The 22,677-nt window shown below is 64.0% G+C and carries 21 protein-coding genes; 12 read left to right on the top strand and 9 right to left on the bottom strand.

The window, feature by feature from the left end:
- Nucleotides 1–2: 2 nt before the first annotated feature.
- The gene (locus AWB74_RS01725; RefSeq protein ID WP_061145018.1) at nucleotides 3–1,610 is read left to right on the top strand and encodes a carboxyl transferase domain-containing protein; all 1,608 of its coding nucleotides are present in this window, start codon (nucleotides 3–5) and stop codon (nucleotides 1,608–1,610) included.
- Between the two features lie 4 nt (nucleotides 1,611–1,614).
- The gene (locus AWB74_RS01720; protein ID WP_061145017.1) at nucleotides 1,615–3,612 is read left to right on the top strand and encodes an acetyl-CoA carboxylase biotin carboxylase subunit; all 1,998 of its coding nucleotides are present in this window, start codon (nucleotides 1,615–1,617) and stop codon (nucleotides 3,610–3,612) included.
- Here AWB74_RS01720 and AWB74_RS01715 read toward each other — a convergent pair.
- Nucleotides 3,609–4,133, bottom strand: coding sequence for an OmpA family protein (locus AWB74_RS01715; RefSeq protein ID WP_061145016.1), 525 nt, complete (start codon nucleotides 4,131–4,133; stop codon nucleotides 3,609–3,611). The two genes, AWB74_RS01720 and AWB74_RS01715, sit on opposite strands and share 4 nt — an antisense overlap.
- A gap of 175 nt (nucleotides 4,134–4,308) precedes the next feature.
- Here AWB74_RS01715 and AWB74_RS01710 point away from each other — a divergent pair, with 175 nt between their 5' ends.
- A complete protein-coding gene (locus tag AWB74_RS01710) occupies nucleotides 4,309–5,397 on the top strand; it encodes an AI-2E family transporter (RefSeq protein WP_061145015.1) in 1,089 nt (362 codons plus the stop codon).
- 12 nt (nucleotides 5,398–5,409) lie between these two features.
- Here the strand turns inward: AWB74_RS01710 and AWB74_RS01705 are convergent, their stop codons facing one another.
- The 3 genes from AWB74_RS01705 to pcaH all read right to left on the bottom strand — a co-directional run bounded on the left by AWB74_RS01705 (nucleotide 5,410) and on the right by pcaH (nucleotide 7,120).
- Nucleotides 5,410–5,715, bottom strand: a complete 306-nt coding sequence (locus AWB74_RS01705; protein ID WP_061145014.1) for a DUF2288 domain-containing protein — start codon at nucleotides 5,713–5,715, stop codon at nucleotides 5,410–5,412.
- 88 nt (nucleotides 5,716–5,803) lie between these two features.
- Nucleotides 5,804–6,412 (bottom strand): protocatechuate 3,4-dioxygenase subunit alpha, encoded by a 609-nt coding sequence (gene pcaG / locus AWB74_RS01700; protein ID WP_061145013.1) that lies wholly within the window; start codon nucleotides 6,410–6,412, stop codon nucleotides 5,804–5,806.
- Between the two features lie 6 nt (nucleotides 6,413–6,418).
- Nucleotides 6,419–7,120 carry a protocatechuate 3,4-dioxygenase subunit beta gene (gene pcaH / locus AWB74_RS01695; protein WP_061145012.1) on the bottom strand — a complete coding sequence of 234 codons (702 nt, stop codon included), beginning with the start codon at nucleotides 7,118–7,120 and terminating at the stop codon, nucleotides 6,419–6,421.
- 115 nt (nucleotides 7,121–7,235) lie between these two features.
- Here pcaH and pcaQ point away from each other — a divergent pair, with 115 nt between their 5' ends.
- Together pcaQ and AWB74_RS01685 are read left to right on the top strand one after the other, a co-directional pair.
- Complete coding sequence (gene pcaQ, locus AWB74_RS01690; RefSeq protein WP_061145011.1) at nucleotides 7,236–8,174, top strand: pca operon transcription factor PcaQ; 939 nt, start codon at nucleotides 7,236–7,238, stop codon at nucleotides 8,172–8,174.
- A gap of 225 nt (nucleotides 8,175–8,399) precedes the next feature.
- Nucleotides 8,400–8,756, top strand: coding sequence for a response regulator (locus tag AWB74_RS01685; protein ID WP_235024453.1), 357 nt, complete (start codon nucleotides 8,400–8,402; stop codon nucleotides 8,754–8,756).
- A 7-nt stretch (nucleotides 8,757–8,763) separates the two neighbouring features.
- Here AWB74_RS01685 and AWB74_RS01680 read toward each other — a convergent pair whose 3' ends face one another.
- Complete coding sequence (locus AWB74_RS01680) at nucleotides 8,764–9,477, bottom strand: lysophospholipid acyltransferase family protein (RefSeq protein WP_061145266.1); 714 nt, start codon at nucleotides 9,475–9,477, stop codon at nucleotides 8,764–8,766.
- A 147-nt stretch (nucleotides 9,478–9,624) separates the two neighbouring features.
- On the opposite strand from AWB74_RS01680, the gene pip reads away from it, so the two are divergent.
- The gene (pip, locus tag AWB74_RS01675; protein ID WP_061145009.1) at nucleotides 9,625–10,605 is read left to right on the top strand and encodes a prolyl aminopeptidase; all 981 of its coding nucleotides are present in this window, start codon (nucleotides 9,625–9,627) and stop codon (nucleotides 10,603–10,605) included.
- A gap of 4 nt (nucleotides 10,606–10,609) precedes the next feature.
- On the opposite strand, the gene AWB74_RS01670 is transcribed toward pip, so the two are convergent.
- Nucleotides 10,610–11,914: an EAL domain-containing protein gene (locus AWB74_RS01670; protein ID WP_061145008.1), complete on the bottom strand. Its 1,305-nt coding sequence runs from the start codon at nucleotides 11,912–11,914 to the stop codon at nucleotides 10,610–10,612.
- Between the two features lie 245 nt (nucleotides 11,915–12,159).
- Between AWB74_RS01670 and AWB74_RS01665 the strand changes: the two genes are divergently transcribed.
- From AWB74_RS01665 to AWB74_RS01650, 4 genes are all read left to right on the top strand, one after another.
- Nucleotides 12,160–12,582, top strand: coding sequence for a hypothetical protein (locus tag AWB74_RS01665; protein ID WP_061123351.1), 423 nt, complete (start codon nucleotides 12,160–12,162; stop codon nucleotides 12,580–12,582).
- 552 nt (nucleotides 12,583–13,134) lie between these two features.
- Nucleotides 13,135–13,911 carry an N-acyl amino acid synthase FeeM domain-containing protein gene (locus tag AWB74_RS01660; protein ID WP_061145007.1) on the top strand — a complete coding sequence of 259 codons (777 nt, stop codon included), beginning with the start codon at nucleotides 13,135–13,137 and terminating at the stop codon, nucleotides 13,909–13,911.
- 154 nt (nucleotides 13,912–14,065) lie between these two features.
- Complete coding sequence (locus AWB74_RS01655; protein WP_061145006.1) at nucleotides 14,066–17,035, top strand: putative bifunctional diguanylate cyclase/phosphodiesterase; 2,970 nt, start codon at nucleotides 14,066–14,068, stop codon at nucleotides 17,033–17,035.
- A gap of 109 nt (nucleotides 17,036–17,144) precedes the next feature.
- Nucleotides 17,145–18,365, top strand: a complete 1,221-nt coding sequence (locus tag AWB74_RS01650; RefSeq protein ID WP_061145265.1) for an ROK family transcriptional regulator — start codon at nucleotides 17,145–17,147, stop codon at nucleotides 18,363–18,365.
- A 1-nt stretch (nucleotide 18,366) separates the two neighbouring features.
- On the opposite strand, the gene AWB74_RS01645 is transcribed toward AWB74_RS01650, so the two are convergent.
- The gene (locus AWB74_RS01645; RefSeq protein ID WP_061145005.1) at nucleotides 18,367–18,993 is read right to left on the bottom strand and encodes a LysE family translocator; all 627 of its coding nucleotides are present in this window, start codon (nucleotides 18,991–18,993) and stop codon (nucleotides 18,367–18,369) included.
- 130 nt (nucleotides 18,994–19,123) lie between these two features.
- Between AWB74_RS01645 and AWB74_RS01640 the strand changes: the two genes are divergently transcribed.
- Nucleotides 19,124–19,588 carry an Lrp/AsnC family transcriptional regulator gene (locus tag AWB74_RS01640; protein WP_061145004.1) on the top strand — a complete coding sequence of 155 codons (465 nt, stop codon included), beginning with the start codon at nucleotides 19,124–19,126 and terminating at the stop codon, nucleotides 19,586–19,588.
- 108 nt (nucleotides 19,589–19,696) lie between these two features.
- Here AWB74_RS01640 and AWB74_RS01635 read toward each other — a convergent pair whose 3' ends face one another.
- A complete protein-coding gene (locus AWB74_RS01635) occupies nucleotides 19,697–19,951 on the bottom strand; it encodes a GlsB/YeaQ/YmgE family stress response membrane protein (protein ID WP_061145003.1) in 255 nt (84 codons plus the stop codon).
- 208 nt (nucleotides 19,952–20,159) lie between these two features.
- Between AWB74_RS01635 and AWB74_RS01630 the strand changes: the two genes are divergently transcribed.
- The gene (locus tag AWB74_RS01630) at nucleotides 20,160–20,657 is read left to right on the top strand and encodes a hypothetical protein (protein WP_061145002.1); all 498 of its coding nucleotides are present in this window, start codon (nucleotides 20,160–20,162) and stop codon (nucleotides 20,655–20,657) included.
- 100 nt (nucleotides 20,658–20,757) lie between these two features.
- Here AWB74_RS01630 and AWB74_RS01625 read toward each other — a convergent pair whose 3' ends face one another.
- Nucleotides 20,758–22,557, bottom strand: a complete 1,800-nt coding sequence (locus AWB74_RS01625) for an OmpA family protein (RefSeq protein ID WP_061145001.1) — start codon at nucleotides 22,555–22,557, stop codon at nucleotides 20,758–20,760.
- Between the last annotated feature and the right edge of the window lie 120 nt (nucleotides 22,558–22,677).

Below are 22,677 nucleotides of genomic sequence, written 5' to 3'. Positions count from 1 at the left end.
TCATGGCGATCATCGAATCGAAACTGAATCCGCGCGGCGAGGAATTCCGCACCAATGCGGCGGCGCTCGACGCGCTCGTCGCAGACCTGAAAGAGAAAGTCGCGAAGATCGCGGAAGGCGGCGGGCAGGCCGCGCGCGACAAGCACGTCTCGCGCAACAAGCTGCTGCCGCGCGATCGCATCGCGCAATTGCTCGATCCGGGCACGCCGTTTCTCGAACTGTCGCAACTCGCCGCATACGGCATGTACAACGACGACGCGCCGGGCGCGGGCATCATCACCGGAATCGGGCGCATCGCGGGGCAGGAGTGCGTGGTCGTCTGCAACGACGCGACCGTGAAAGGCGGCACGTACTATCCCGTCACCGTGAAGAAGCATTTGCGCGCGCAGGAAATCGCGGAGCAAAACCGTCTGCCGTGCGTCTATCTGGTCGATTCGGGCGGTGCGAACCTGCCGAATCAGGACGACGTGTTTCCCGACCGCGATCACTTCGGCCGCATCTTCTACAACCAGGCCAACATGTCGGCGCAGGGCATCGCGCAGATCGCCGTTGTGATGGGTTCGTGCACCGCGGGCGGCGCGTATGTCCCGGCGATGAGCGATGAATCGATCATCGTGAAGAACCAAGGCACGATCTTTCTCGGCGGCCCGCCGCTCGTGAAAGCTGCCACGGGCGAAGAAGTCAGCGCCGAAGATCTCGGCGGCGGCGACGTGCATACGCGTCTCTCAGGCGTCGCCGATCATCTCGCGCAAAACGACGCGCACGCGCTCGGCATTGCGCGCAGCATCGTCGGCAATCTGAATCGCGTGAAGACGCCTTCGGTTGCGTTGAAGGAACCGCTGCCGCCGCGTCACGATCCGGCGAGCGTGTACGGCGTGATTCCGGTCGATACACGCAAGCCCTTCGATGTGCGCGAAGTCATCGCGCGCATCGTCGACGATTCCGCCTTCGACGAATTCAAGGCGCGCTACGGCACGACGCTCGTCTGCGGCTTCGCGCATATCTGGGGACATCCGGTCGGCATCGTCGCGAACAACGGCATTCTGTTTTCCGAGTCGGCGCTGAAGGGTGCGCATTTCATCGAACTGTGCGCGCAGCGCAAGATTCCGCTCGTGTTCCTGCAGAACATCACGGGCTTCATGGTCGGGCGCAAGTACGAGAACGAAGGCATCGCGCGCAACGGCGCAAAGATGGTGACGGCCGTCGCGACCGCGAAGGTGCCGAAGTTCACGGTGATCATCGGCGGCTCGTTCGGTGCGGGCAACTATGGTATGTGCGGCCGCGCCTATTCGCCGCGTTTCCTTTGGATGTGGCCGAACGCGCGCATCTCGGTGATGGGCGGCGAGCAGGCCGCGTCCGTGCTCGCGACCGTGCGGCGCGACGGCATTGAGAAGAAGGGCGGCTCGTGGTCGAGCGAAGAAGAGGAAGCGTTCAAGGCGCCGATCCGCGATCAATATGAGGCGCAAGGGCATCCGTATTACGCGAGCGCGCGCCTCTGGGACGACGGCGTAATCGACCCCGCGCAGACGCGCGACGTTTTGGGCCTTGGATTGGCAGCGACGATGAACGCTCCGATTGAAGAAACACGCTTCGGCGTCTTCAGGATGTAACGCCATGTTCAACAAAATACTCATAGCGAACCGCGGCGAAATCGCATGCCGCGTGGCGGCGACGGCGAAGCGCCTGAATGTCGGCAGCGTCGCCATCTATTCCGATGCCGATGCGAAAGCCAAGCACGTCGATGTCTGCGACGAAGCGGTGCACGTCGGCGGCTCGGCGGCGTCGGAAAGTTATCTGCGTATCGAGCGCATCGTCGAGGCGGCGAAGCGCACCGGCGCGCAGGCGATTCATCCGGGCTACGGCTTTCTGTCGGAGAACGAAGATTTCGCCAACGCGTGCGGGAAAGCGGGCATCACCTTCATCGGGCCGCCGGTCGAAGCGATCAGCGCGATGGGCTCCAAAGCCGCCGCGAAGGCGCTGATGCAATCCGCGTCCGTGCCGCTCGTGCCGGGCTATCACGGCGACGATCAGGACGCTGCGCTGCTTCAGCGCGAAGCCGACCGCATCGGTTATCCCGTGCTGCTGAAGGCGAGCGCGGGCGGCGGCGGCAAGGGCATGCGCGTCGTCGAGAAGAGCGAGGACTTCGCGGCTGCGCTGGCGTCGTGCAAGCGCGAGGCGGCATCGAGCTTCGGCAACGATCGCGTGCTGATCGAAAAGTACTTGCTGCGTCCGCGTCACGTCGAAGTGCAGGTTTTCGCCGACAAGCACGGCAACGCGGTCTATCTCTTCGATCGCGATTGCTCCGTGCAGCGCCGCCATCAGAAGGTGCTGGAAGAAGCGCCCGCTCCGGGCCTGAATGATGAAACCCGCCGCGCGATGGGCGAAGCCGCGGTCGCGGCGGCGCGCGCGGTGAATTACGTCGGTGCGGGCACGGTCGAGTTCATCATGACGCAGGACGGCCAGTTCTACTTCATGGAGATGAACACGCGCCTGCAAGTCGAGCATCCGGTGACGGAGATGGTCACGGGCCTCGATCTCGTCGAATGGCAACTACGCGTGGCGGCGGGCGAGCCGCTGCCGCTGAAGCAGGACGAACTGAAGGTGCACGGCCACGCGATCGAGGCGCGCATCTACGCGGAAAATCCGTCGCGCGGCTTTCTGCCGTCGACGGGCACGCTCAAGCATCTGCGCGTGCCGCACGCGGTGGAGTTTTCGATCGATGGCGACGTGCGCGTCGACAGCGGCGTGCGTCAGGGCGATTCGATCACGCCGTTCTACGATCCGATGATCGCGAAGCTGATCGTGCATGGCCGCGACCGTCGCGACGCGTTGGCGCGCATGGCGCGTGCGCTGGCCGAGTGCGAGATCGTCGGGCTCTCGACGAACGTCGAGTTCCTTCAGCGCATCGTGAAGAGCGAGCCGTTTTCATCGGGCGATCTCGACACCGGGCTGATCGAGCGGCATCACGATGCGTTGTTCGCGCCGTCGGGCGTTTCGCGCAAGAGCGCGCTTGCGCTTGCATGTGCGGCGTTGCTCACGCGCGAAGGCGGCGAGGCGCATGGCCAGTCGCCTTGGGATGCGCTCTCGCACTGGCGCATGTCGGGCGGCTACAGCCAGGATTTGAACTGGCGCGCGCTCGACACGGACGAAACGCTGAAGGTCGTGTTCACGAAGAACGGCGAGAAGCGGCTCACGCTGAACGATGAAAGCGCGCGTTTCGGCTGGTCGCACAGCGGCGCGACGTCGTTCGCGGTGCAGCTCGACGATGCGCTGATCAAAGGCCACGTCTTCACCGACGGCGATGTCTTCCACGTCTTTCACGAAGGCGCGGCGTTCCAGTTCGAGTGGCAGAACCTGATGGCCCACGCGGGCGACGCCGAGCACGAAGGACGACTCACCGCGCCGATGCCGGGCAAGGTGATCGCGGTGCTCGTGGAGACGGGCGCGTCCGTCGAAAAGGGCGCGCCGCTGATGGTGATGGAAGCGATGAAGATGGAGCACACGATCGTGGCTCCGGCCACGGGCAAGATCGGCGAGATTCTGTTCGAAGTCGGCGATCAGGTCGCCGACGGCTCGCAGTTGCTCGTGCTCGAGGTCGAACAGGCGGGCTAACGCTTCACCTTGGCGGGCGCGCCGAGCAGCGTATCTTCGCTCTCGGCGCGCACGAGAATTTCCACGCGCCGGTTCGATGCGCGGCCGGCTTGCGTGTCGTTGCTCGCGATGGGCCGCAGATACCCCATGCCCTGTGTCGTGATGCGCGCGGCAGGCACGCCGCGCGTGATCAGCGCCTTCGCGACGGCGTCCGCCCGCGCCGCGGATAGCGCGCGGTTATAGGCGAGCGAGCCCTGGTTGTCGGTGTGGCCTTCGATCAGAATGGGCCGCATGCTGCGCTTCAACACCTCGGCGGCGCGATCGAGCATCGGCGAATCGCTGGCGCGGATGGTCGATTCGTCGATGTCGAAGAGCGCTGCTTCGGGCAGTCGCATCTCCACGCCGCCCTTGACCGGCAACATCGTGATGCCGTATTGCGCGTTCAACCGCTCTTCCTTCGCGCGATTGAGGCCGCTCGAGCATGCCGCGAGCAACATCATCGTGAGGCATGCGGTCGCTGCCCGTGAAGCTTTCTCCGTCATTGCATATCTCTGCGTCGATACCGAGCCTCGATTATAGGGACCGCGAAACGACTCCAATTGTAAAGATGGTTGTCTGACTGCGCGCTCGAGTGGAATGATTCGTGCGTGATTACAATGCTGGCGAACGTTTCCTGTTTGCAGTCATCGATCATCACGAACTCGAGCTCACGCACCCATGCAGATCCAGCCGCGCAACAACACGACACCAGACGCGTCCGAGCGCACGCGCAAGATGCAGCGCACGGCTTCCGCGGCGCTCTATGTCGTGCTCGTGCTGGTCGCGCTCTACACGGCGCGCACGTTCATCCCGGCGGTCGTGTGGGCGAGCGTGATCGCGATTGCGCTGTGGCCCGCGTTTTCCTGGCTCGAACGCCGGCCCGTATTCAGACGCCACCACAACCTGCTCGCGGTCTCGTTGACCGTGGCGATCGGCCTGCTCTTCGTCGTGCCGTTTTTCATCGTCGCGGCGCAGACGGTGCAGGAAGCGCACGAGATGCTCCACTGGTTCCACGAAGTGCTGCGCACCGGCATTCCGGTGCCCGCGTTCATCGAACACCTGCCAATGGGCGCGCAACAAGTTGCGCGCTGGTGGCAGGAGAATCTCGCGACGCCGCTCGAGTCTTCGCCTGCGGTGAAAGGTCTGCATAGCTCGACGGTCGTCGCGATGACGCGGCATTTCGGCGGACGCGTGGCGCATGCGCTCGTCATTTTCGGCTTCATGCTGATGACGCTGTTCTTCGTCTTTCTGGCGGGCTCGCGGCTCGGCGAGCAACTACTGGCGGGTTCGCGCCGCGCGTTCGGCGCGGATGGCGCGGCAATCGTGCGGCGCATGGCCGAGTCGGTGCGCAGCACGGTGGTGGGGCTCGTCGTCGTCGGACTGGGCGAGGGCGCGTTGCTCGGCATCGCCTACGCGATAACGGGCGTGCCGCACGCGACCCTGCTCGGCATGCTGACGGCGGTCGCGGCGATGCTGCCGTTCTGCGCGCCGCTCGTGTTTCTCGGCGCGGCGCTGTGGCTGCTCGCGCAAGGTTCGATGATCGCGGCGGCGTGCGTTGCCGCGTTCGGGATAATCGTCGTGTTCGTGGCCGAGCATTTCGTGCGGCCGGTGCTGATCGGCGGATCGGCGCGCTTGCCGTTCCTGCTCGTGCTATTCGGCATTCTCGGCGGCGCGGAGACGTTCGGGCTCATCGGGCTGTTCATCGGCCCGGCGCTGATGACGATTCTCGTCGTGTTGTGGACCGACTACGTGGTGGACCGGAGCTAGCGACGAGCCGATTCAGCCGCGCTCCTGCACGCAGACCCACGGCGATGTGACGACCGCCCACAATTCCGGATCGCGCGCGGCGAGATCGGTGGCGGTCTCGGCCTGCATGCGCTCGATCAGTCCGGCAGAAAGCCATTGCGAGACTTGCCGCGTGTCGTCGTTGGCGAGGGCTTCCGCGACGCTCACGAGATCCAGATCGCCCTTCACCCAGATGAGCTTGCCTTGCGCGAAAAAGCGCTCCAGTTCGGACCAGCCGATCTGGGCGGTTTCACTGAGGAGCTTGACGTAGAGCGGGCTGGGCGTGGAAGCGTCGGACATGAGAAAGAGGCGAGAAAAGAACGAAAGGCGTCCGACACTATAGCGCAGTGCCGGACGCCTTCGTTTCATGCAACGACAGCGCGAGACGTTACAGATCGAAGAAAACCGTCTCGTTTGGGCCGCGCAGATGGATGTCGAAGCGATAGATGCTGCCCGACGAATCCGGCTTCACCGACGCACCCGCCTCGCGCTTCGCGATCAGCGTATGACGGCGCTCGGCCGGCACGCTTTGCAGCACGGTGTCCTTGGCATTGGCTTCGGTTTCGTCCTCGAAATAGATGCGCGTGTACGCATGCAGCAGCATGCCGCGCATCAGCACGATGACATCGAGATGGGGCGCGGAATCGTCGGCGGTTGCGCCCGGCTTCACCGTATCGACGATGAAGCGCAGTTTCGGGTCCGTGCCCGTGCCCACGCGGGCGAAGCCGCGAAAGCCCGATTCGCGCGCTTCCTGCACGCTCTGCACGTAGCGGCCGTTGGCATCGGCCTGGGCGACTTCGATCAGCGCGTCGTTGACGGGCTTGCCTTCCGCGTCGAACACGTTGCCGACGACGGCGATATGCTCGCCCGGCACTTCACGGTCCGCCGCCGATGCGGTGAAGAGGCTCTTAAGGTCGAAGTTGTATTGCTCGGGAACCAGGCCGTAAGCGAAGTACGGTCCGACGGTCTGCGAAGGGGTCTGTTTCAGCGTGGTCATGTTCGGTTACTCCGTCGGCGTTTGGTCCGGGCCGCGCAGCACGATGTCGAATTCGTAGCCGAGCGCGTAGTTTTCCTGCGTCGTGTCGATCGAGAAGGCCGAAACGAGACGCTTGCGCGACTGCTCGGGAATGCCCTGATAGATCGGATCGAGGTCGAGCAGCGGATCGCCGGGGAAGTACATCTGCGTGACGAGACGCGAGCCGAAGTATTCGCCGAAGAGCGAGAAGTGGATATGCTGCGGACGCCACGCGTTCGGGTGATTGCCCCACGGATACGCGCCCGGCTTGATCGTCATGAAGCGATAGCGGCCTTCGTCGTCGGTCAGGCAGCGGCCCGCGCCTAGAAAGTTCGGGTCGAGCGGGGCGTCGTGCTGATCCGCCTTGTGCACGTAACGGCCCGCGGCGTTCGCCTGCCACACTTCCACGAGCGTGTTGCGCACCGGGCGGCCGCCTTCGTCGAGCACGCGGCCCGTCACGATGATGCGTTCGCCGAGCGGCTCGCCATTCTTGGCGGCGTTGCGGGTGAGATCGTTGTCGAGCACGCCCAGATCTTCAGCACCGTAGACCGGCACGCGTCGGTTGCGCAGGTTTTCCTTCAGCGGAATAAGCGGCAAGCCTGGGCTGCGCAGGACCGACGACTTGTAACCCGGCGACAGATACGGCGGATGGGATTCCCAATCACGCGGTGTGAGGATCGGTGAAGTCATGTCGACTGTCTCCTGTAATTGTGGGAGTTGAATAGGAAGTTTCTGACGACTACTTTATATAACGCCGCAAGTTATGGAAAATGATGTTTTGTGCCTTCTTGCATAACGGAACGTCATGGATACTGACTTCACCAACACGCGCGTCAAGTTCCGACATCTGCAGTGTTTTCTGGCTGTCACGCAGCTCGGCAGCGTGCAGCGCGCCGCCGACAGCCTGTCGATTACGCAGCCCGCGGTATCGAAGACGATCGGCGAACTCGAATCCATTCTAGGCGTGCGTTTGTTCGAGCGCGGGCGGCGCGGCGCGGTGCCGACGCGCGAAGGCCGCCTGTTCGCGCCGCACGCGAGCGCCTGCGTCGCGTCGCTGCGGGAGGGCGTGGATATGCTGCTGCGCGAGCGCGGCGACGTGCCGGGGACCATCGCGATCGGCATCTTGCCGACGGTCGCGCCCGTGCTGCTTTCGCCCGCGCTCACGTCGTTCCGGCAGCAATGGCCGGCGGTGTCGCTGTCCGTGCTGACGGATTCGAACGCGCTCTTGCTGGAGAAGCTGAAGGCGGGCGATGTCGATCTCGTCGTCGGACGGCTGTCGGAGCCGGAAGCGATGCACGGCCTCTCGTTCGAGCAGATCTATCGCGAGCCGCTGGCGGTGGTCGTGCGCCGCGAGCATCCGCTGACGCTCGAGACGCCGCTCACGCCCGCGCTGCTCGCGCGCTTCGTGATCGTCGTGCCGCCGTTCGGCACGCTCATCCGTCAGTCGGCGGAAAGCGTGCTCACCGCGTTCGGCGCGCATGCGCTGACGGCGCTCGTCGAGACCTTGTCGGTGTCGCTCGGGCGCTCGCTTGCGATGAACAACGACGCCGTGTGGTTCGTGCCGGCCGGCGCGGTCGAGCAGGACATCGGCCTTGGGCTGCTCGCCGCGTTGCCGATGCCCTTCGCGGGCACCGACGAGCCCATCGGCCTGATTCGCCGCAACGACGCAGCGCGCACGCCGGTGGAGGAAACGCTCGTCGATGCGCTGCGCGAAGCGGGCCGCTCGCGCGCCGGACGCAAATGACCGGGTGGCACGAGCGGCGCGCAAGTTGCTGAAGCAGCATTTACCGCGCAGATTCCGCGCGAAAGAAATATTATGACGAAAGGGAGCGAGCGAACGAAGTGACTGCAACAAACGCGCTCAGCAGTGGTCACATAAAACATTGCCCGCCGCCCTCGCGCCGCTTTGTCCGTTCCGCACAGGCCCTCTGCCGCAGCACCCGAACATGTTCGCAAGATGAAGACCGTATTGCTCGTCGACGACGACCGCGCCACCATCGAAGCCTGGACCCTCTGCATGCAGGGCGAGGATTGCAATGTCCTGTGCGCGTTTGACGGCAACGGAGCCTTGACGATATTGGGCGAGCAGCGGGTGGACATCGTCGTATCCGACTGGATGATGCCGGGGCTCGGCGGCGCGCTGCTCTGCCAGACGATGAAGAACGACGCGGCGCTCGCGCACATTCCTTTCCTGATGATTTCAGGGCACCCGAATCCACCCGCGTTCGTCAGCTACGACGGCTATTTGCGCAAGCCCGTCGATATGGGCACGCTGATCGCCGCGGTGAACCGCTTGTGCGCGGCGAAGAAACGGCCCCTTTACTGACCGGCCGCTAGCGCAGCTCCGCGAGCGCCTCGTCCATCTGCGACTGCGCCATGCGGTTCAACTCCTGCGGAATCTCGCAATCGAGCGGCAAACAGGACGTGACGATCACACGGATATGGCCGCCCCGATCCGGCCAGCCCTTCGCCGGCCACACCTTGCCCGCGTCATGCACGACGGGCACGACCGGCACTTTCGTCGCGCAGGCAAGGCGCACGCCGCCCGAAGCGAGTTTGAGCGGCGCATCGTGCGCGACGCGCGTGCCTTCGGGAAAGATCACCACGGAATCGCCTTTCTTCAGCCGCGCCGCGCACTCGCGCGTCACGGCGGCATGCGCCTGACGGATCGAGCCGCGATCGAGACTCACCATGTCGAGTCCGCGCAGCACCCAGCCGAAGAACGGAATGTTCATGAGTTCGTGCTTGAACACGAAGCTGATGCGGCGCGGAAAGAGCGCCATGAACGACAGCGTCTCCCACGTCGATTCGTGCCGCGACAGGATAATGCACGGGCCATCCGGCAAATGCTCCAGTCCTTCAATCGAGCATGTGACGCCGGTGATGACGCGCATCATCGCGACCATCGCGCGGCACCAGAGCCTCGCGAGCCGGTAACGCCCGTTGCGGCCGACGAACGGAAACAGCGGCAGGATCAGAATCGACCAGACGATGCCGCTGCCTAACAAATACGTTGCAAAGAGCCACTTGACGAGAGTACGGCGCATCATTTCGACGGATGAAGGGAAGGCGCCAGCATAACGTATCGCGCAACACGCGCCGGATTGCGCCGGGCGCGTCGCGCGTCATGCGGTGTCATCGATCGGATGCAACAATGGACGCAACTCTACGTAAACACGCAAGGATGAAGCGCAATGGAAACTGAGACGCCGGTGCAGTTCGACGAAGGCATGCTCGACGTGGGCGACGGTCACTCGATCTACTGGCGCGCCCAGGGCCCGCGCGACGCGCCCGTGATGCTCGTCGTGCACGGCGGCCCCGGCGGCGCGATGAACGTGAAGTGGGCCGAGGTGCTGGAAGAGGGCAAGTGGCGCGTCGTGTTTTTCGATCAACGCGGCTGCGGCAAGTCCACGCCGTTCGGCAAGCTGGAGGCGAACGGCATCGATGCGCTCGTCGGCGACATGGAAAAGCTGCGCGTCACGTTGAACATCGAACGATGGGCGATTTTCGGCGGCTCGTGGGGCACGACGCTCGGTCTCGCGTATGGCGTTGCGCATCCGGAGCGATGTCTCGGCTTTCTGCTGCGTGGCGTGTTTCTCGCGCGGCGCGAGGACATCGACTGGTTCCTGTGGGACGTGCGCCGCGTGTTCCCGGAGGCGCATCGCGCGTTTCTCGATGCGATCGAGGCCGCGTGCGGCAAGCGGCCTTCGAACGCGCAAGAGATATTGCAGATGACGGAGGCGCCGCTCGCGCGTTTCGACGAAGCCGGCACGCGGCTCGCGCGCGCGTGGACGCAGTACGAGACGACGCTGTCGGTCGTCAACAAGCCGGAGAAGGAGCCTGCCGACGAAGAGAAGCGCCCGAGCGCGGAAGCGAACGCCGCGGCGATTTCGATGGCGCTGCTCGAACGTCACTACATGGCCAACGAACTGCCGCCGAAGCCGCCGCTTTTGCCGCTCGTCGCGCGCATCGCGCATCTGCCGTGCCGGATCGTGCATGGCCGCTTCGACATGGTGTGTCCGGCGGATCAGGCGCTCGATCTCGCCGCGCGCTGGCCCGGCGCGGAACTGGCCGTCGTGAACGCGGCGGGGCACTGGACGTTCGAGCCGGGCAATCTCGCGGCGTTGCGCGCGGGCGCGGCGGCGCTCGCGAAGGCGATCGCAGAAGCACAGTAGGCGCTCAGAAAATCGTCGGGGCCGCTTCGATCAGTTTGCGCCAGTCGAGATCCGCACCGATCACGACCGGCTTCCCGGCGCGCTGCGTCGCGATCGTGAGCGTCATGCACAGCGACGTGCCCGTCACGGAAAGATATGGCGCGGTCGTGATCACCTGCTGCGGCCTGGCGAGCGCATCGACGAAATACGAGCGATTGTCCCAGCGCCCGGTCGATGGGTCGGCGATCGGCGCGAAACGTTCGCTCGGCGCTTTCGCGGCGACGCCCGCGAGACCCGGCATGCACTCGCGGCCGCCCTGATCGAGAAAGAAGCAACTGAGCGTGCTGGGGAGCGCGAGGAGCTCGGCGCACGCGGCTTCGGCCGTCGCGCCGGAAGCGAAGCGCCGCGCCGCCTGCGTGAGTCCCGACCGATACGGCAGCAGAAGCAGGTCGCCCGCGAGCCGCTCGGTGCGGCGCATTTGAGCGAGCGCATCGAACACGTCTTCGAAGAGCGGTGTCGCGACGCCGCGTTGGGCGAGCTCTTCCGACGGCATGCCGAACAGATAACCCTGCACGAAATCCACGTTCGAGCGCGCGGCGAGCATCAGATCGTCGCCGGTCTCGATGCCTTCCGCGACCACGAACATGCCCGACTCGTGCAGGAGATCGACGAGCTTCGGCATCAATGCGTCGCGCATGTGGGCGCTTTTCATACGCACGAGACTGCGGTCGAGCTTCACGATGTCGGGCCTGACCGTCAGCAGCCGGTCGATATTGGAATGCCCCGCGCCGAAATCGTCGACGGCGACGAGAAAGCCCTGCGCGCGAAATGCACGCGTCGCGCGCGAGAGTTCCGCGACATCGGTGCCGCCGGATTCGAGCACTTCGATCACGATGCGCTCGGGCGCGAGGCCGGCCGCGCGCGTCGCCGCGGCGAGCCGCACGGCATAGCCGGGATCGGTGAAGGTGGCGGGATTGATATTGAGGAACAGCCAGTGCGCGGCCGGCAAGACCGCCGCCGCGTTGCGCAGATGCGTGCGGTGGCTCATGCGGTCGAGTTCGGTGAGCGTGCCCGCGACGATCGCCCGGCCAAACAGATCGAACGGACCGACGAGCGCGCCGCCGCCGCCCGCGTCGCCGCGCAGCAGCGCCTCGTAGCCCACTTCGCGCTGATGCGGCAGGCTGTAGATCGGTTGCAGATGCGTGCGCAGCGCGATGCCGTCGACGATCTCCTCGTGTCCGGTCAGCACGTTCACGCCACGGTGGCGCACGCCGGACGCGCGGCGCGCGAAGTCGGCGTACGGGAAGCGCGCGCCGGCAGACGCACGCACGGGCGGGCACACAGGTCGATGAACGGCACGGCGGTCACGCGTTTCGATGGGAATGAGCGCAATATCGGCCGTTCGTGCGCGAACTTGAGCGCCGAAGTCGTCCGCAAGTCCAGACCGGCGGGACGTATCCGGTTTGCCGCGCGCGCCCGCGCGACCTATCTTTGTTGATGCGATGCTACGATCCGGTGCAACTTAAGCCGGGCGGTGCTCGTCGAAAGTCGCAACGAACCAATCGAGAGAGATAGATGGCGCAACAGAAAACCAATCCCAAACTCGAGCAGGCGCTGACGCGCGGCGATCTCGCGATCCGTCAGGCCAACTCGGGCCGCGCCACGGCGGTGCTGCGCGCGCTCGGCAAGATGATCGTCGAGGCGTCCGCGACGATCGGCGTCGAGGCGCATGTCGTCATTCATGACGGCGACAAGATCTACGATCCCGCCGACGGCGTATGGCCGCAGCAATTGCTCATATCGCTCGACGGTCCCGTCGAGGAAAACGATCCGGACGAGATTCGCACGATCACGCTGCTCGCCGATACGCCGGCCACGATATTCCGCTGCGAATGGCAACGTGCCGATGGCAATATCGGGCGACAGGAAGGCCGCCCGCTCGCGATGGTCGCTTTCATTACCGATGTCGATATTCCCTGGCTCGACGAAGACGACTGATTTTTCTAATTCGTTTTAGCGGTTTTCACACTGTCGACATGATTATGTCGTGATAGATGCGGGCGTTTTCTTTCGAGGAACGTCCGCTTTTTCATTTGCCATTCTCCTCCGCCGGGAATCCCAAACTGTGCGATTTCCCTGTTTCGCAGATTCTATGAAACAAAAGTGTAAGCAAACGTTACCGCGCCCCGTTTTTTAAGTGTTTTCGAGCGTTTACGCGATGCTCCGCGACGGTTCGACGAACGCTATGCTCCCACTTGCCTCTCGCGTCAATAGGTGGCTGCTCGCCCTCGTTTCTTCCTCTGATTCGGGCTCGCATATTTCTGTACGGCATATGCATATATTGGTTTGCAGCGGCTACGCGGCGATTGGCTCGCCGATTAGAAGCTTTCTTCAATAGTTTTAGCCTGAAATTTGCTCGGAAACAGCGGCAAGCGCGCACCCCGTTATTTGACTTCGTGAGAGGCTCGATTCGCCCGTGCACGGGACCAACCAAATAAACGTCCCCACATGAGGCACTTTCCAATCGCCAAGAAAAAATGGGGTTTACAAATGGAACGTCTCAACCTTGCCAACAGCACCGCCGCTAACCAAACCGAACCGGCGGTTCGCCCGACTCTCACGATCGTGCCCGCGCTTCAGAAATCCGAGCGCATGCCGTTTACTATTCGTATCGTCCGGGACGATGCAGGGCTGCAAAAGGCCGTGAGCATCCGACGTTCGGCCTATGGGCGGCATCTGCCCGAATTCGCCGAATCGATGACCATCGAGCCTTCCGACCGCGATCGCGGCACGGCTGTGTTGCTGGCGGAATCCAAGCTCGACGGCGCGCCGCTCGGGACCATGCGCATCCAGACCAATGCGTATGGGCCGCTCGCAGTCGAGCAGTCGGTGCGTCTGCCCGATCATCTGGCGACGGGGCGGCTGGCGGAAGCGACGCGGCTCGGCGTGGCGGGCGGCATGGTGGGACGGGTGGTGAAAGTGGCGCTGTGCAAGGCGCTGTGGATGTTCTGCGAAATGCACGGGATCGACTACATGGTGATCACGGCGCGTACGCCGCTCGATCGGGAGTATGAGGCGATGCTCTTCAAGGATGTATTCGGCGTGAATGAATTCCTGCCGATGACGCACGTCGGCGGCCTGCCGCATCGCGTCCTGGCGAAGGATGTCGCGGCGGCGCGCCAGCGCTGGGAAGAAGCGCGTCATCCGCTTTTCAACTACATGGTGCATACGCATCACCCGGATATCGATTTGCATTCTGTAGATTTATCTTTTGACTGGGAACCGGTACGATGCCCGGAGGCTCCGCTGATGGCTTACGGCAGATAAAAAGGCATGATCGTATTTAGAAAGGTGTTAGCGAAATAACCGGACCACGGAGCGGTCCGGTTGGCCAAAAGCGGCGGCGCGCGGGAGTTTTCGAGCTCCGCCGCCGCCCGCGCCGCGCATATCGCGCCGGGCGCAAACGGGGGTTTTTCCAGGTATGGCGTCGGTTATTCCAGCTTCCTTATCGAGATTCAGACGCACGGGCTCGTGGATCGACGACGCGCTGTACGCGGTCGCCGTTTACGCCGTGCCCGTTCTGATTTTGCTCGGTACGATCGCGACGCTCTATTTCCTGCCGCGCCAATACGAAACGCGCGGCGCCGTTCCTCTCCAATTGCGCGTGATCGCCGATCACGCGGGCGTCATGGGCCCCGCCGATGCGCGCGCCGCGCTGCAAGGCGCCGCGTCCGTTTCCCGATACAGCACGCATCTTTCCGAAAAGCCGGTCTGGTTCGCCTTTACGACGCCCAGCATGAGCGCGAATTCGTCGACGGTCGTCGAATTACCGTCGCGCCACGCGCAAACGCTTGCCTGCTGGAACGCGGACACGCTCGCGCCGCTCGGCCAGGCGGATCGCGAAGGCGTGAGCGGCGAGATGCGCGCGGTGAAAGCGGGTTTCTCGATTCAGGTCGGCCGGTTGAAGCAAGCCGAAAACATTCTCTGCCGGGGCACGTTTTCCGGTCCCGCCCAGATCAACGCCTACGCATGGGAATGGCAGGGCCTGCGCAACGCGTCGCTCGACTTTCAGGAAAGCTCGGGCCTGATCGCGGGCGGTCTGCTCACGCTCGCGGTGTTCGTCTTCGTCACGGCGCTCATCAATCACGAGTGGACCTATGTGATTTTCGCGGTATGGCTCGTCGGCAATCTGCGCCTGTGCGCGAACGCGATGGGCTGGGACATGCAATGGCTCGGCCGCGTGTTGCCGTCGGATTTCATGCAGCCGTTGCGGCAGTTCACTTTCGCCGCCTATTACCTGCTGACGGCCGCGCTCTTTCAGCAGCTCTTCCGGCGCGAGTTGCGCGTGGTCGGTTACCGATGGCTGCTGCGCGTCATTCAATATGTCGGCATCGTGCTGCTGGCCGCGGCGCTTGCGCTGCCGTATGAGTTCTTCATCCCGGTGCTGTGGGTCATCGCCGGTTTCGGCATCTGCGTGCTGCTGTTCTTCCTCGCGCGGCTCGTGTGGATGGCGCGCTCGCGCACGGTGCTCTGGTATGTCGCGTCGCTCGGCGTCGTGCTGTTCTCCACGTTCTCCGAGGTGCTCGGGGCGGCGTTCGGGCTGAAGGTGCTCGTGGGCGGCGTGAATACGGTGATGGCCGCGCTGTCGTCGAGCATGATGGCTGCTTTCGCGATCGCCGAGCAGATGCGTGCCGAACGCGATTTCCGCCGTCAGGCGCAGATGGAGTTGCGCAATACCTACGAAGTCACGCCGATCGGACTCTTCACGCTCGATGCCGATGGCCACTTCGTGCGCGCCAATCCCGCGTTGCGCGCCATGCTCGATCTGCAAAAGACCGACTACAAGGTGCGGCACTGGAACGACTACTTCGAGGCGGGCGCGTGGGGCGCGTTGCAGGCGCTGGCGTCGAAGGGCAGCGACGGCGAACTCGAAATGGGCGGCTCGCCCGAGCGCGGCACCGGCGAGCGTCGTTATCTGCTGAAGGCGATCCGCTCGAACGGCTGGATCGAAGGTTCGCTCCAGGACACGACTGAGCGCTCGAAGGCCGTCGAGCGCCTGCGCTTTCTCGCGGAGCACGATCCGCTGACCGGCTCGCTGAACCGGCGCGGCATCGAGAAGGCGATCTCCGTGCAAAGCGAAGAGTCGCTGCCGTGGGCGCTGGCGTATGTCGATCTCGACCGCTTCAAGCTCGTCAACGATCTGTTCGGCCATCGCAGCGGCGACGAAGTGCTGCGCCAGGTCGCGGCGCGAACGCGTGCGCACTTCGCGCGCAGTTATCCGGTCGGGCGCATCGGCGGCGACGAGTTCGTCTGCGTGATGCACGACACGTCGATCGAAGACGCCATCGCGCAATGTCGCGAGCTGATCGCGATTCTTTCGGATGCGCCGTATCAGGTCGGCAATCGCGCGTTTCAGGTGAAGGCGTCGATCGGCCTCGTCGAATGCTCGCAGGGCGTGCGCGTGCAGGACGCGCTCTCGCACGCGGATCGCGCGTGCCGCGAAGCGAAGAAGGTCGCGCACACGCATCTGGTCACGTATCGCAAGGGCGCGGCCGCGTTCGAGGAGCGCGCGGAGGAACTGAAACTCGTCGAAACGCTTGGGCGCAATCGACTGCCGCCGGGTCTATTCCTCGTGATGCAGCCGATCATGTCGCTGTCGGCGCCGACCGAATCGCTCAATTTCGAAGTGCTGCTGCGCATGCGCTCGCCCGACGGCGCGACGCTGCCCGCGGGCAAGGTGATCGTCGCGGCGGAGGAATCGGGCAACATCGCCGCGATCGACCGCTGGGTCATCTCGACGCTGCTCGATTGGATCGAGGTCCATCAGCAGCAACTCGGCAACACGCAGTTCATCTGCGTGAATCTCTCGGGCGGCTCGCTCAATGACGAGCAGTTCATGGAGGACATCTTCGCGCTCTTCGCGCGCTATCAGTCGATCGTGCATTACCTGTGTCTGGAAATCACGGAGAGCGTCGCGCTGCACGATCTGGAGAACACGCAGCGCTTCATTTCGCGCGTGCACGACATGGGCGGCAAGATCGCGCTCGACGATTTCGGTGCCGGCTATACATCGTTCAAGTATCTGAAGGCCTTGTCCGCCGATGCCCTCAAGATCGACGGCGAATTCGTGCGTTCGATGTGTGCGCATCCGGCGGATATCGCGATCGTCGAGGCGATCGTCGCGCTCGCGCGCAATCTCGGCATGCGCAGCGTCGCGGAGTGGGTCGAGGACATCGATACGCTGCGCGCGTTGCAGGAGATCGGCGTCGACTACGTGCAGGGTTTCCTCGTCGCGCGGCCGCAGGACAGCTCGGCGATTCTCGCGGCGAGCTCGGCCGCGAGCTTCGTGAAAGACCCGGAAGTGATGAGCTTCGTCGAATGCCTGTCGGAGCCGGTTCAGGCCACCGTGTTCGACTACGAGTGGCACGCGCGCGCGTCCGGCACGCACTGAACCGCTCGAAGACCCGCTTGCTAAAATCGGCGTAACAGATTCAAGCGAACGGGGACCAACAATATGAATCATGTCCGGCACGCCCGCCGGCGCCGCGAGGCTCGCGCCGATGTCTGAGCGGCCCGCGCGCAAAGCCTCGATGCATTCCGTCGGCTCCAACCAGCTCGGCATGCGCCAGTTCAACGAACGCATCGTCCTGCAGGCGATCCGGCTGCACGGCGCACTGCCGAAGGCCGATGTCGCGCGCCTCACGCGTCTTTCCATGCAGACCGTTTCGCTGATCGTCGATCATCTGATCGACGACGGATTGCTGCAAAAAGATGCGCGCACGCGGGTGAAAGGACGCATCGGCCAGCCGTCGGTGCCGATATCGCTGCGTGCGGACGGCGCGTTTTCCATCGGCGTGAAAGTGGGGCGGCGCAGTCTCGACGTGCTGTCGATGGACTTTGCCGGCAGCGTGCGCACGCGCGAGACGCTGGAGTATGCGTATCCCGATCCGCACACGCTCTTTCCCGCGCTGGAGGAGCGGCTCGCGCGCGTGGTCGCCGCGCTCGGCGATGACGCGCCGAAGATCGCGGGCATCGGCGTGGCCGCGCCGTTGTGGCTCGGCGGCTGGCGCGATTTCTTCGATACGCCGCCCGACGCGCTCGCCGCCTGGAACGACATCGACATCCGCGATCGCATTCAGTCGATGACCGCGCTTCCCGTCGAATTCGCCAAGGACACGACGGCCGCATGCGCCGCCGAGCTCGTGATGGGCCAGGGGCGCGGGCTGCGCAACTTCCTTTACGTGTTCATCGGGACGTTCATCGGCGGCGGGTTGGTCATCGACGGCAGATTGCACGCCGGGCCGAGCGGCAACGCAGGCGCGATCGGCTCGTTTCCCCTCTTCGACGGCAAGACGCGGCGCGCCGGGCAACTGCTCAATACGGCGTCGGTGTATGTGCTTGAGAAGGCGTTCGCCGCCGCGGGTGCGCCGTCTGCGGCGGCACATGACGAGCGTGCGTGGTCGCCCGAGTTGCGCGGGCTATCGGAAACCTGGATGCGCGAGACCTGTCCGGCGATCGCGACGGGCATCGCATCGTCGGCCGCATTGCTCGATCTCGAAGCTGTGGTGATCGACGGTGAAATCGACCGCGCTTTGCTGCGCGAAGTCATCCGCCGCACCGGCGACGAACTCGCCGGCTTCGACTGGCAAGGCATGACGCGACCGCGTCTGGTCGAAGGGCAGATCGGCCCCGACGCGCGCGCGATGGGCGGTGCGATTCTGCCGCTCTACGCGCATTTCGCGCCGAAGCACGAACTGTTTCTCAAACCACTCGAAGCCTGAATCAGTCCAGCGACAGCCGCGCGGCGAACGCGAGCAGCGCGGCGGAGAAGGTCCAGCGCTGAACGGTCTGCGCTTTGGGATGACGGCGCAGCCAGCCGGAAATGCGCACCGCGCCTGCCGCGAGCGTGAGGTCGAACATGACGCCGACCACGACCAGCACCACGCCCAGTTCCACGACCTGCGACCAGACCGGCCCCGCCTCCGGACGCACGAACTGCGGTAGCAGCACGGAACAGAAAAGCAGCGCCTTTGGATTGAGAATGCTGCTCAGAATGCCTTTTGCGTACGCGGAGCGCAGCGTGGATGCGGCGGCCTGGCCGGGCGTCGCTTCGAGTCCGAAGGCAGGCGAACGAAAAATCTGAATCGCGACATAAGACAGATACAGGCCGCCCGCGATGCGTACGCCGTCATAGAGCCACGGCGCGCTGCGCAGGAGCGCGGCAACGCCGAGCGCCGAGAGGGTCACGTGCGTCGCGCGCGCCGTGGCGAGTCCGGCGGCGACCGCAAGTCCATGCCGAAAACCGCGCGTGCCGCTCGTCTGCAGCACGAGCGCCATGTCCGGTCCCGGCAGCGCATAGACCACCGCGAGCGCGCCAATGAAAACCCAGAGCAGATGCGCCGAAACCATGATGAACTCCTGTTTGTGAAGGCTTCATCGTGCCACTTCGGATGAGGCGGTTTATGGCCTTTTGCGGCGGGTATATCGTTTGAATTGACGCTTTCCACTAGAATCGGTTGAGATGAAAGGGGAAAACGTCATGGCCGAACTCGACCGTATCGATCGCGCGATGCTCGCCGCGCTCCAGCAGGACGGCCGTATGCCCGTCGCGAAACTCGCCGAACGCGTCGGACTGAGTGAGACACCGTGTGCGCGCAGGCTCAAGCGCCTCGAAAGCGATGGCTACATCGACGGCTATCGCGCGTTGCTGTCACGGAAGGCGCTCGAACTGGGCGTCGTCGCGTTCGCGCAGGTGCGCTTCAGTGTGCACGACCGCGCGCTGTCGGACCGCTTCGAACGTGAGATTCAGGGCATTGCGCGCATCGTGTCGTGTCACAACGTCTCGGGCACGGCGGATTATCTGCTTCAGATCGTCGCGCGCGATCTCGACGAATACGGCGTCTTCATGCGCGACGTGCTGCGGACTTTGCCAGGCGTCACGGCAGTCGAATCGATGTTGTCTTTGCGCGAAGTGAAGCGCGACGGCGGCTTGCCGTTGCCGTGATTATTGCGAGCGCGTCTTTCGAAAACGTCTCCACATAAAAAGACGCCTCGTCCGAAATCGACGAGGCGTCTTGCCTGAACCCGAAACGAGAAATGTTCGGGCGCGGCGTTACGAACTGCGCTTGCGGATCATGCCCCAGACGACGAGCAGGATGATCGCGCCGATGACCGAAGCGATCCACCCGGCCGGTTGCCCGGGCTGATACCAGCCCATCGCGCGACCGACGTAGCCCGCGATCAGTGAGCCAGCGATACCGAGCACGATGGTCATGATCCAGCCCATGCTGTCGTCGCCCGGCTTGATGGCGCGTGCGATGAGACCGACGACGAGTCCGACGATCAAAGTACCGATGAATGCAAGCATGCGGATGCTCCTTGACTGAGTTTTACGGCTTCTTGACTGCGTTGCAGATGGATTCCGGATGGTCCCGGTACCTTCAAATTAGCACGGCGTCATGCATTTGGGTATGACACTGGCCGTTCGGCCTATCCCTTAAGCACGAACGATGCCCCGCGCCTTCCCAAGGTAGAATTCGTCGCATTGCTTCAATGGCTGCTCGCACCGCAACGATATGACCGACTCAGATTTCACCCCCACCGACGACGCGATTCATGAGGACCGCCTCTGGCGCGACGACGGCTGGACCGCTCGCGTGATCAAGAACGAAGACGACGACGGCTGGGCCGTCGAGATGATTCAAACGGGCGAGGCCGAGCCTGCGCTCGTCGGTCCGTGGACGATGGGCCGCGACAAGAAGAATCCGAAACCGCTCGATGCCAACGCGTTTCGAACGCTCGTCAAGACGGCGTCGGAGGTGTTGCGCCGACACGAGCAGCAGCGTCACGCGATGCTGCACAAGAACGTCACCATCGACGTGCGTGGCGAGGAGATGACGGTCACGCTGGAGATCGTTCCCGATGAGGACGATCCCTACGCCGATCTCAAGGCCTTCGATGCGTACGGCGCGCAACTGGCCCACGTGCGCGTCTCTCCCGCATTCAAGCTCAGCAAGGCCAGCGCGGAACGCTGGGCCGAGAACGACTTCGCCAAGCCGGGCTCGGACGGCTGAACGACGCTGAAGCGCGCGCGGGCAAACGAAAAACAAACGAAAACGCCGTCGCGTTTTGGCGCGACGGCGTTGCAAGAGATAACGAGCGACGGTTCGGCGTTCAGCCCTTCTTCACGACGAACTCGATCCTGCGATTCGCGAAACGTCCGCTCGCGGTTTCGTTGTCGGCGACCGGATTGGCGTCGCCGTAACCTGCCGCCGTGAGCGATTGCGGCGGAACGCCGTTCTTCACCAGGAAGCCACGGACAGCCTGAGCCCGTTCCTTCGATACTTCGAGCTTCGCCGGTGCTGCGCCCAACGCATCCGAATAGCCCGCGATTTCCAGATTCACCATCGAACCTTTGGCCGCGCAGTTTTTGAGCAACTGCGCCGTCTCGCCGAGCGTGGCGAATGCGCTTTCCGGTACCTGCGCACTCGAACGCGCGAAATTCACGACCTGGAGGTCGAGCACTCTCGACAGCTTGTTGCCGGAGCAGGGCGCCTCTGTCGCGAGCAGGCTCTTCATCGCGCTGCGAAAGGATTGCGTCGCGGTGGCGACCGCGCCATCCACGTCGAACGCTGCGACCTGGAACATGCCGCCGAGCGTGCTCTTCAACCGATCCGCCCAGCCAAGCTTCGCGTTCGCGGCCGCGCCGCTCAGTTCGACTTTCGAGCCGCTCACCTTGACTTCGGCGCCGGGCACGGCCATCAGCGGGAAGAAATCATTCAGACGCGAAAGCCAGGTTGCCGGGCGCGTTTCGGGAACGACTGCAACGTTCGCGGTATAGGCCTTACCGAATTTAGCCGTCAATGCGTCGAGCAGGTGCTTCTTCTCGGCTTCCGTGCCGACCGTCGCGTCGATGGAAGGAGCGCCCGCCGCGTTGACGTTGAACAGCAGTTGCGCATCTTTCCAGGAGGCGGCCGTGGCCTTTGGCGCGGGGGCTGTCTCGGCCAATGTTGCCGTTGCTGTCGTTGCGATGGGCGTATCCGCGATGGCGGAGGCGGCGACCGGTGCGTCGACCACGGGCTGCGTGGCCGGCGCCGACACGTCCGCGACTTGCGGCGCGGCCGGAGCGGCGCTCAGATCGACGCTGTCGCTTTTCGTGAAGCCGCGATAGTAGACCAGCGCAAGAATCAGGGCCAACACCGCGAACAACACCCAGACCCACTTGTTCGAACGCTTCGGCGCGGGCTTGCGTACCGGTGCGCGCAGCGGAGGCGGAGGGGGCGGTGCGGGCTTCGCGACAGGCGCGGGTTGCGCAGCGGCCGGTGCGACAGGCTCCGGGGCGGCCGCTACCGCGACCTCGCCATCGACGCGTTGCTCCAAGCTCGATGCGACCGTGTCGAGACGCGGTGCGATGCAACTGGTGAAGCCTTCGGTGTTGCCGACGCCGATCGCTGTCGCGACCGCGTTCGACATCGACGAATTGATCTCGCCGATCTGCTCGCGCAACAGCTTCGGCACGTGTGGCAAGGCCCACTGTGCGAGCAGGAAGTGTCGCTTCAGGATGCCGAACAGTATCGCTGCGACGATGCCTGCGAGCGCCGAGGTGGCTTGCGTGGGAACGCCGGTTTCGGCGGAGACGGCGTCGGTCAGCGCATCGACACGCTGGCCCGTTGCGAGCGCGGCGAGCAAATGGCCATTGGTTTCGAGCTGTTTGAGTCCGCCGGTGGTCGCGATCAGCTTGGGGAGCTGGTCGGCGACATAGGCGTTCGTCTCCGGCTGCATGATGACGGAGTACACCGACTGCGCGCCGGGTACGAGCGTCGCCCGGTCCATCAGCGATGCCACGAGTCCGGGCGCGATGCGTGCCGCGACTTGCCGGACGATTTGCCCGGGTATGCCGAACTGTTGCGACAGCTGTTCCGCGATGTTTTCAGAGATCGCGGAATTGACCGCCTGGACGAGATTGATGCTCATCGACTGTCTTTCCTTTCTACATGGACGCTCAACGCAAGCGTGCGGCGCATTCTATATGCACAGCTATCCTAAAAAGATTTGTGCAAACTTCTTTACGAAAATGGTGCGCTGATGCGACTG

The organism is Caballeronia arvi (genome assembly GCF_001544695.2).
GTDB lineage: Bacteria > Pseudomonadota > Gammaproteobacteria > Burkholderiales > Burkholderiaceae > Caballeronia > Caballeronia arvi.
This window is presented reverse-complemented; position numbering and strand designations above follow the sequence as displayed.

Bases quoted from the DNA above. Each gene is read 5' to 3' on its own strand.
- AWB74_RS01650 (WP_061145265.1), top strand. From the start codon at position 17,145: ATGTCTGAGCGGCCCGCGCGCAAAGCCTCGATGCATTCCGTCGGCTCC.
- pcaQ (WP_061145011.1), top strand. From the start codon at position 7,236: ATGGATACTGACTTCACCAACACGCGCGTCAAGTTCCGACATCTGCAG.
- AWB74_RS01645 (WP_061145005.1), bottom strand. From the start codon at position 18,993: ATGGTTTCGGCGCATCTGCTCTGGGTTTTCATTGGCGCGCTCGCGGTG.
- AWB74_RS01720 (WP_061145017.1), top strand. From the start codon at position 1,615: ATGTTCAACAAAATACTCATAGCGAACCGCGGCGAAATCGCATGCCGC.
- AWB74_RS01660 (WP_061145007.1), top strand. From the start codon at position 13,135: ATGGAACGTCTCAACCTTGCCAACAGCACCGCCGCTAACCAAACCGAA.
- pip (WP_061145009.1), top strand. From the start codon at position 9,625: ATGGAAACTGAGACGCCGGTGCAGTTCGACGAAGGCATGCTCGACGTG.
- AWB74_RS01705 (WP_061145014.1), bottom strand. From the start codon at position 5,715: ATGTCCGACGCTTCCACGCCCAGCCCGCTCTACGTCAAGCTCCTCAGT.
- AWB74_RS01655 (WP_061145006.1), top strand. From the start codon at position 14,066: ATGGCGTCGGTTATTCCAGCTTCCTTATCGAGATTCAGACGCACGGGC.
- AWB74_RS01715 (WP_061145016.1), bottom strand. From the start codon at position 4,133: ATGACGGAGAAAGCTTCACGGGCAGCGACCGCATGCCTCACGATGATG.
- pcaH (WP_061145012.1), bottom strand. From the start codon at position 7,120: ATGACTTCACCGATCCTCACACCGCGTGATTGGGAATCCCATCCGCCG.
- AWB74_RS01665 (WP_061123351.1), top strand. From the start codon at position 12,160: ATGGCGCAACAGAAAACCAATCCCAAACTCGAGCAGGCGCTGACGCGC.
- AWB74_RS01630 (WP_061145002.1), top strand. From the start codon at position 20,160: ATGACCGACTCAGATTTCACCCCCACCGACGACGCGATTCATGAGGAC.
- AWB74_RS01640 (WP_061145004.1), top strand. From the start codon at position 19,124: ATGGCCGAACTCGACCGTATCGATCGCGCGATGCTCGCCGCGCTCCAG.
- AWB74_RS01635 (WP_061145003.1), bottom strand. From the start codon at position 19,951: ATGCTTGCATTCATCGGTACTTTGATCGTCGGACTCGTCGTCGGTCTC.
- AWB74_RS01680 (WP_061145266.1), bottom strand. From the start codon at position 9,477: ATGCGCCGTACTCTCGTCAAGTGGCTCTTTGCAACGTATTTGTTAGGC.
- AWB74_RS01710 (WP_061145015.1), top strand. From the start codon at position 4,309: ATGCAGATCCAGCCGCGCAACAACACGACACCAGACGCGTCCGAGCGC.
- pcaG (WP_061145013.1), bottom strand. From the start codon at position 6,412: ATGACCACGCTGAAACAGACCCCTTCGCAGACCGTCGGACCGTACTTC.
- AWB74_RS01725 (WP_061145018.1), top strand. From the start codon at position 3: ATGGCGATCATCGAATCGAAACTGAATCCGCGCGGCGAGGAATTCCGC.
- AWB74_RS01625 (WP_061145001.1), bottom strand. From the start codon at position 22,557: ATGAGCATCAATCTCGTCCAGGCGGTCAATTCCGCGATCTCTGAAAAC.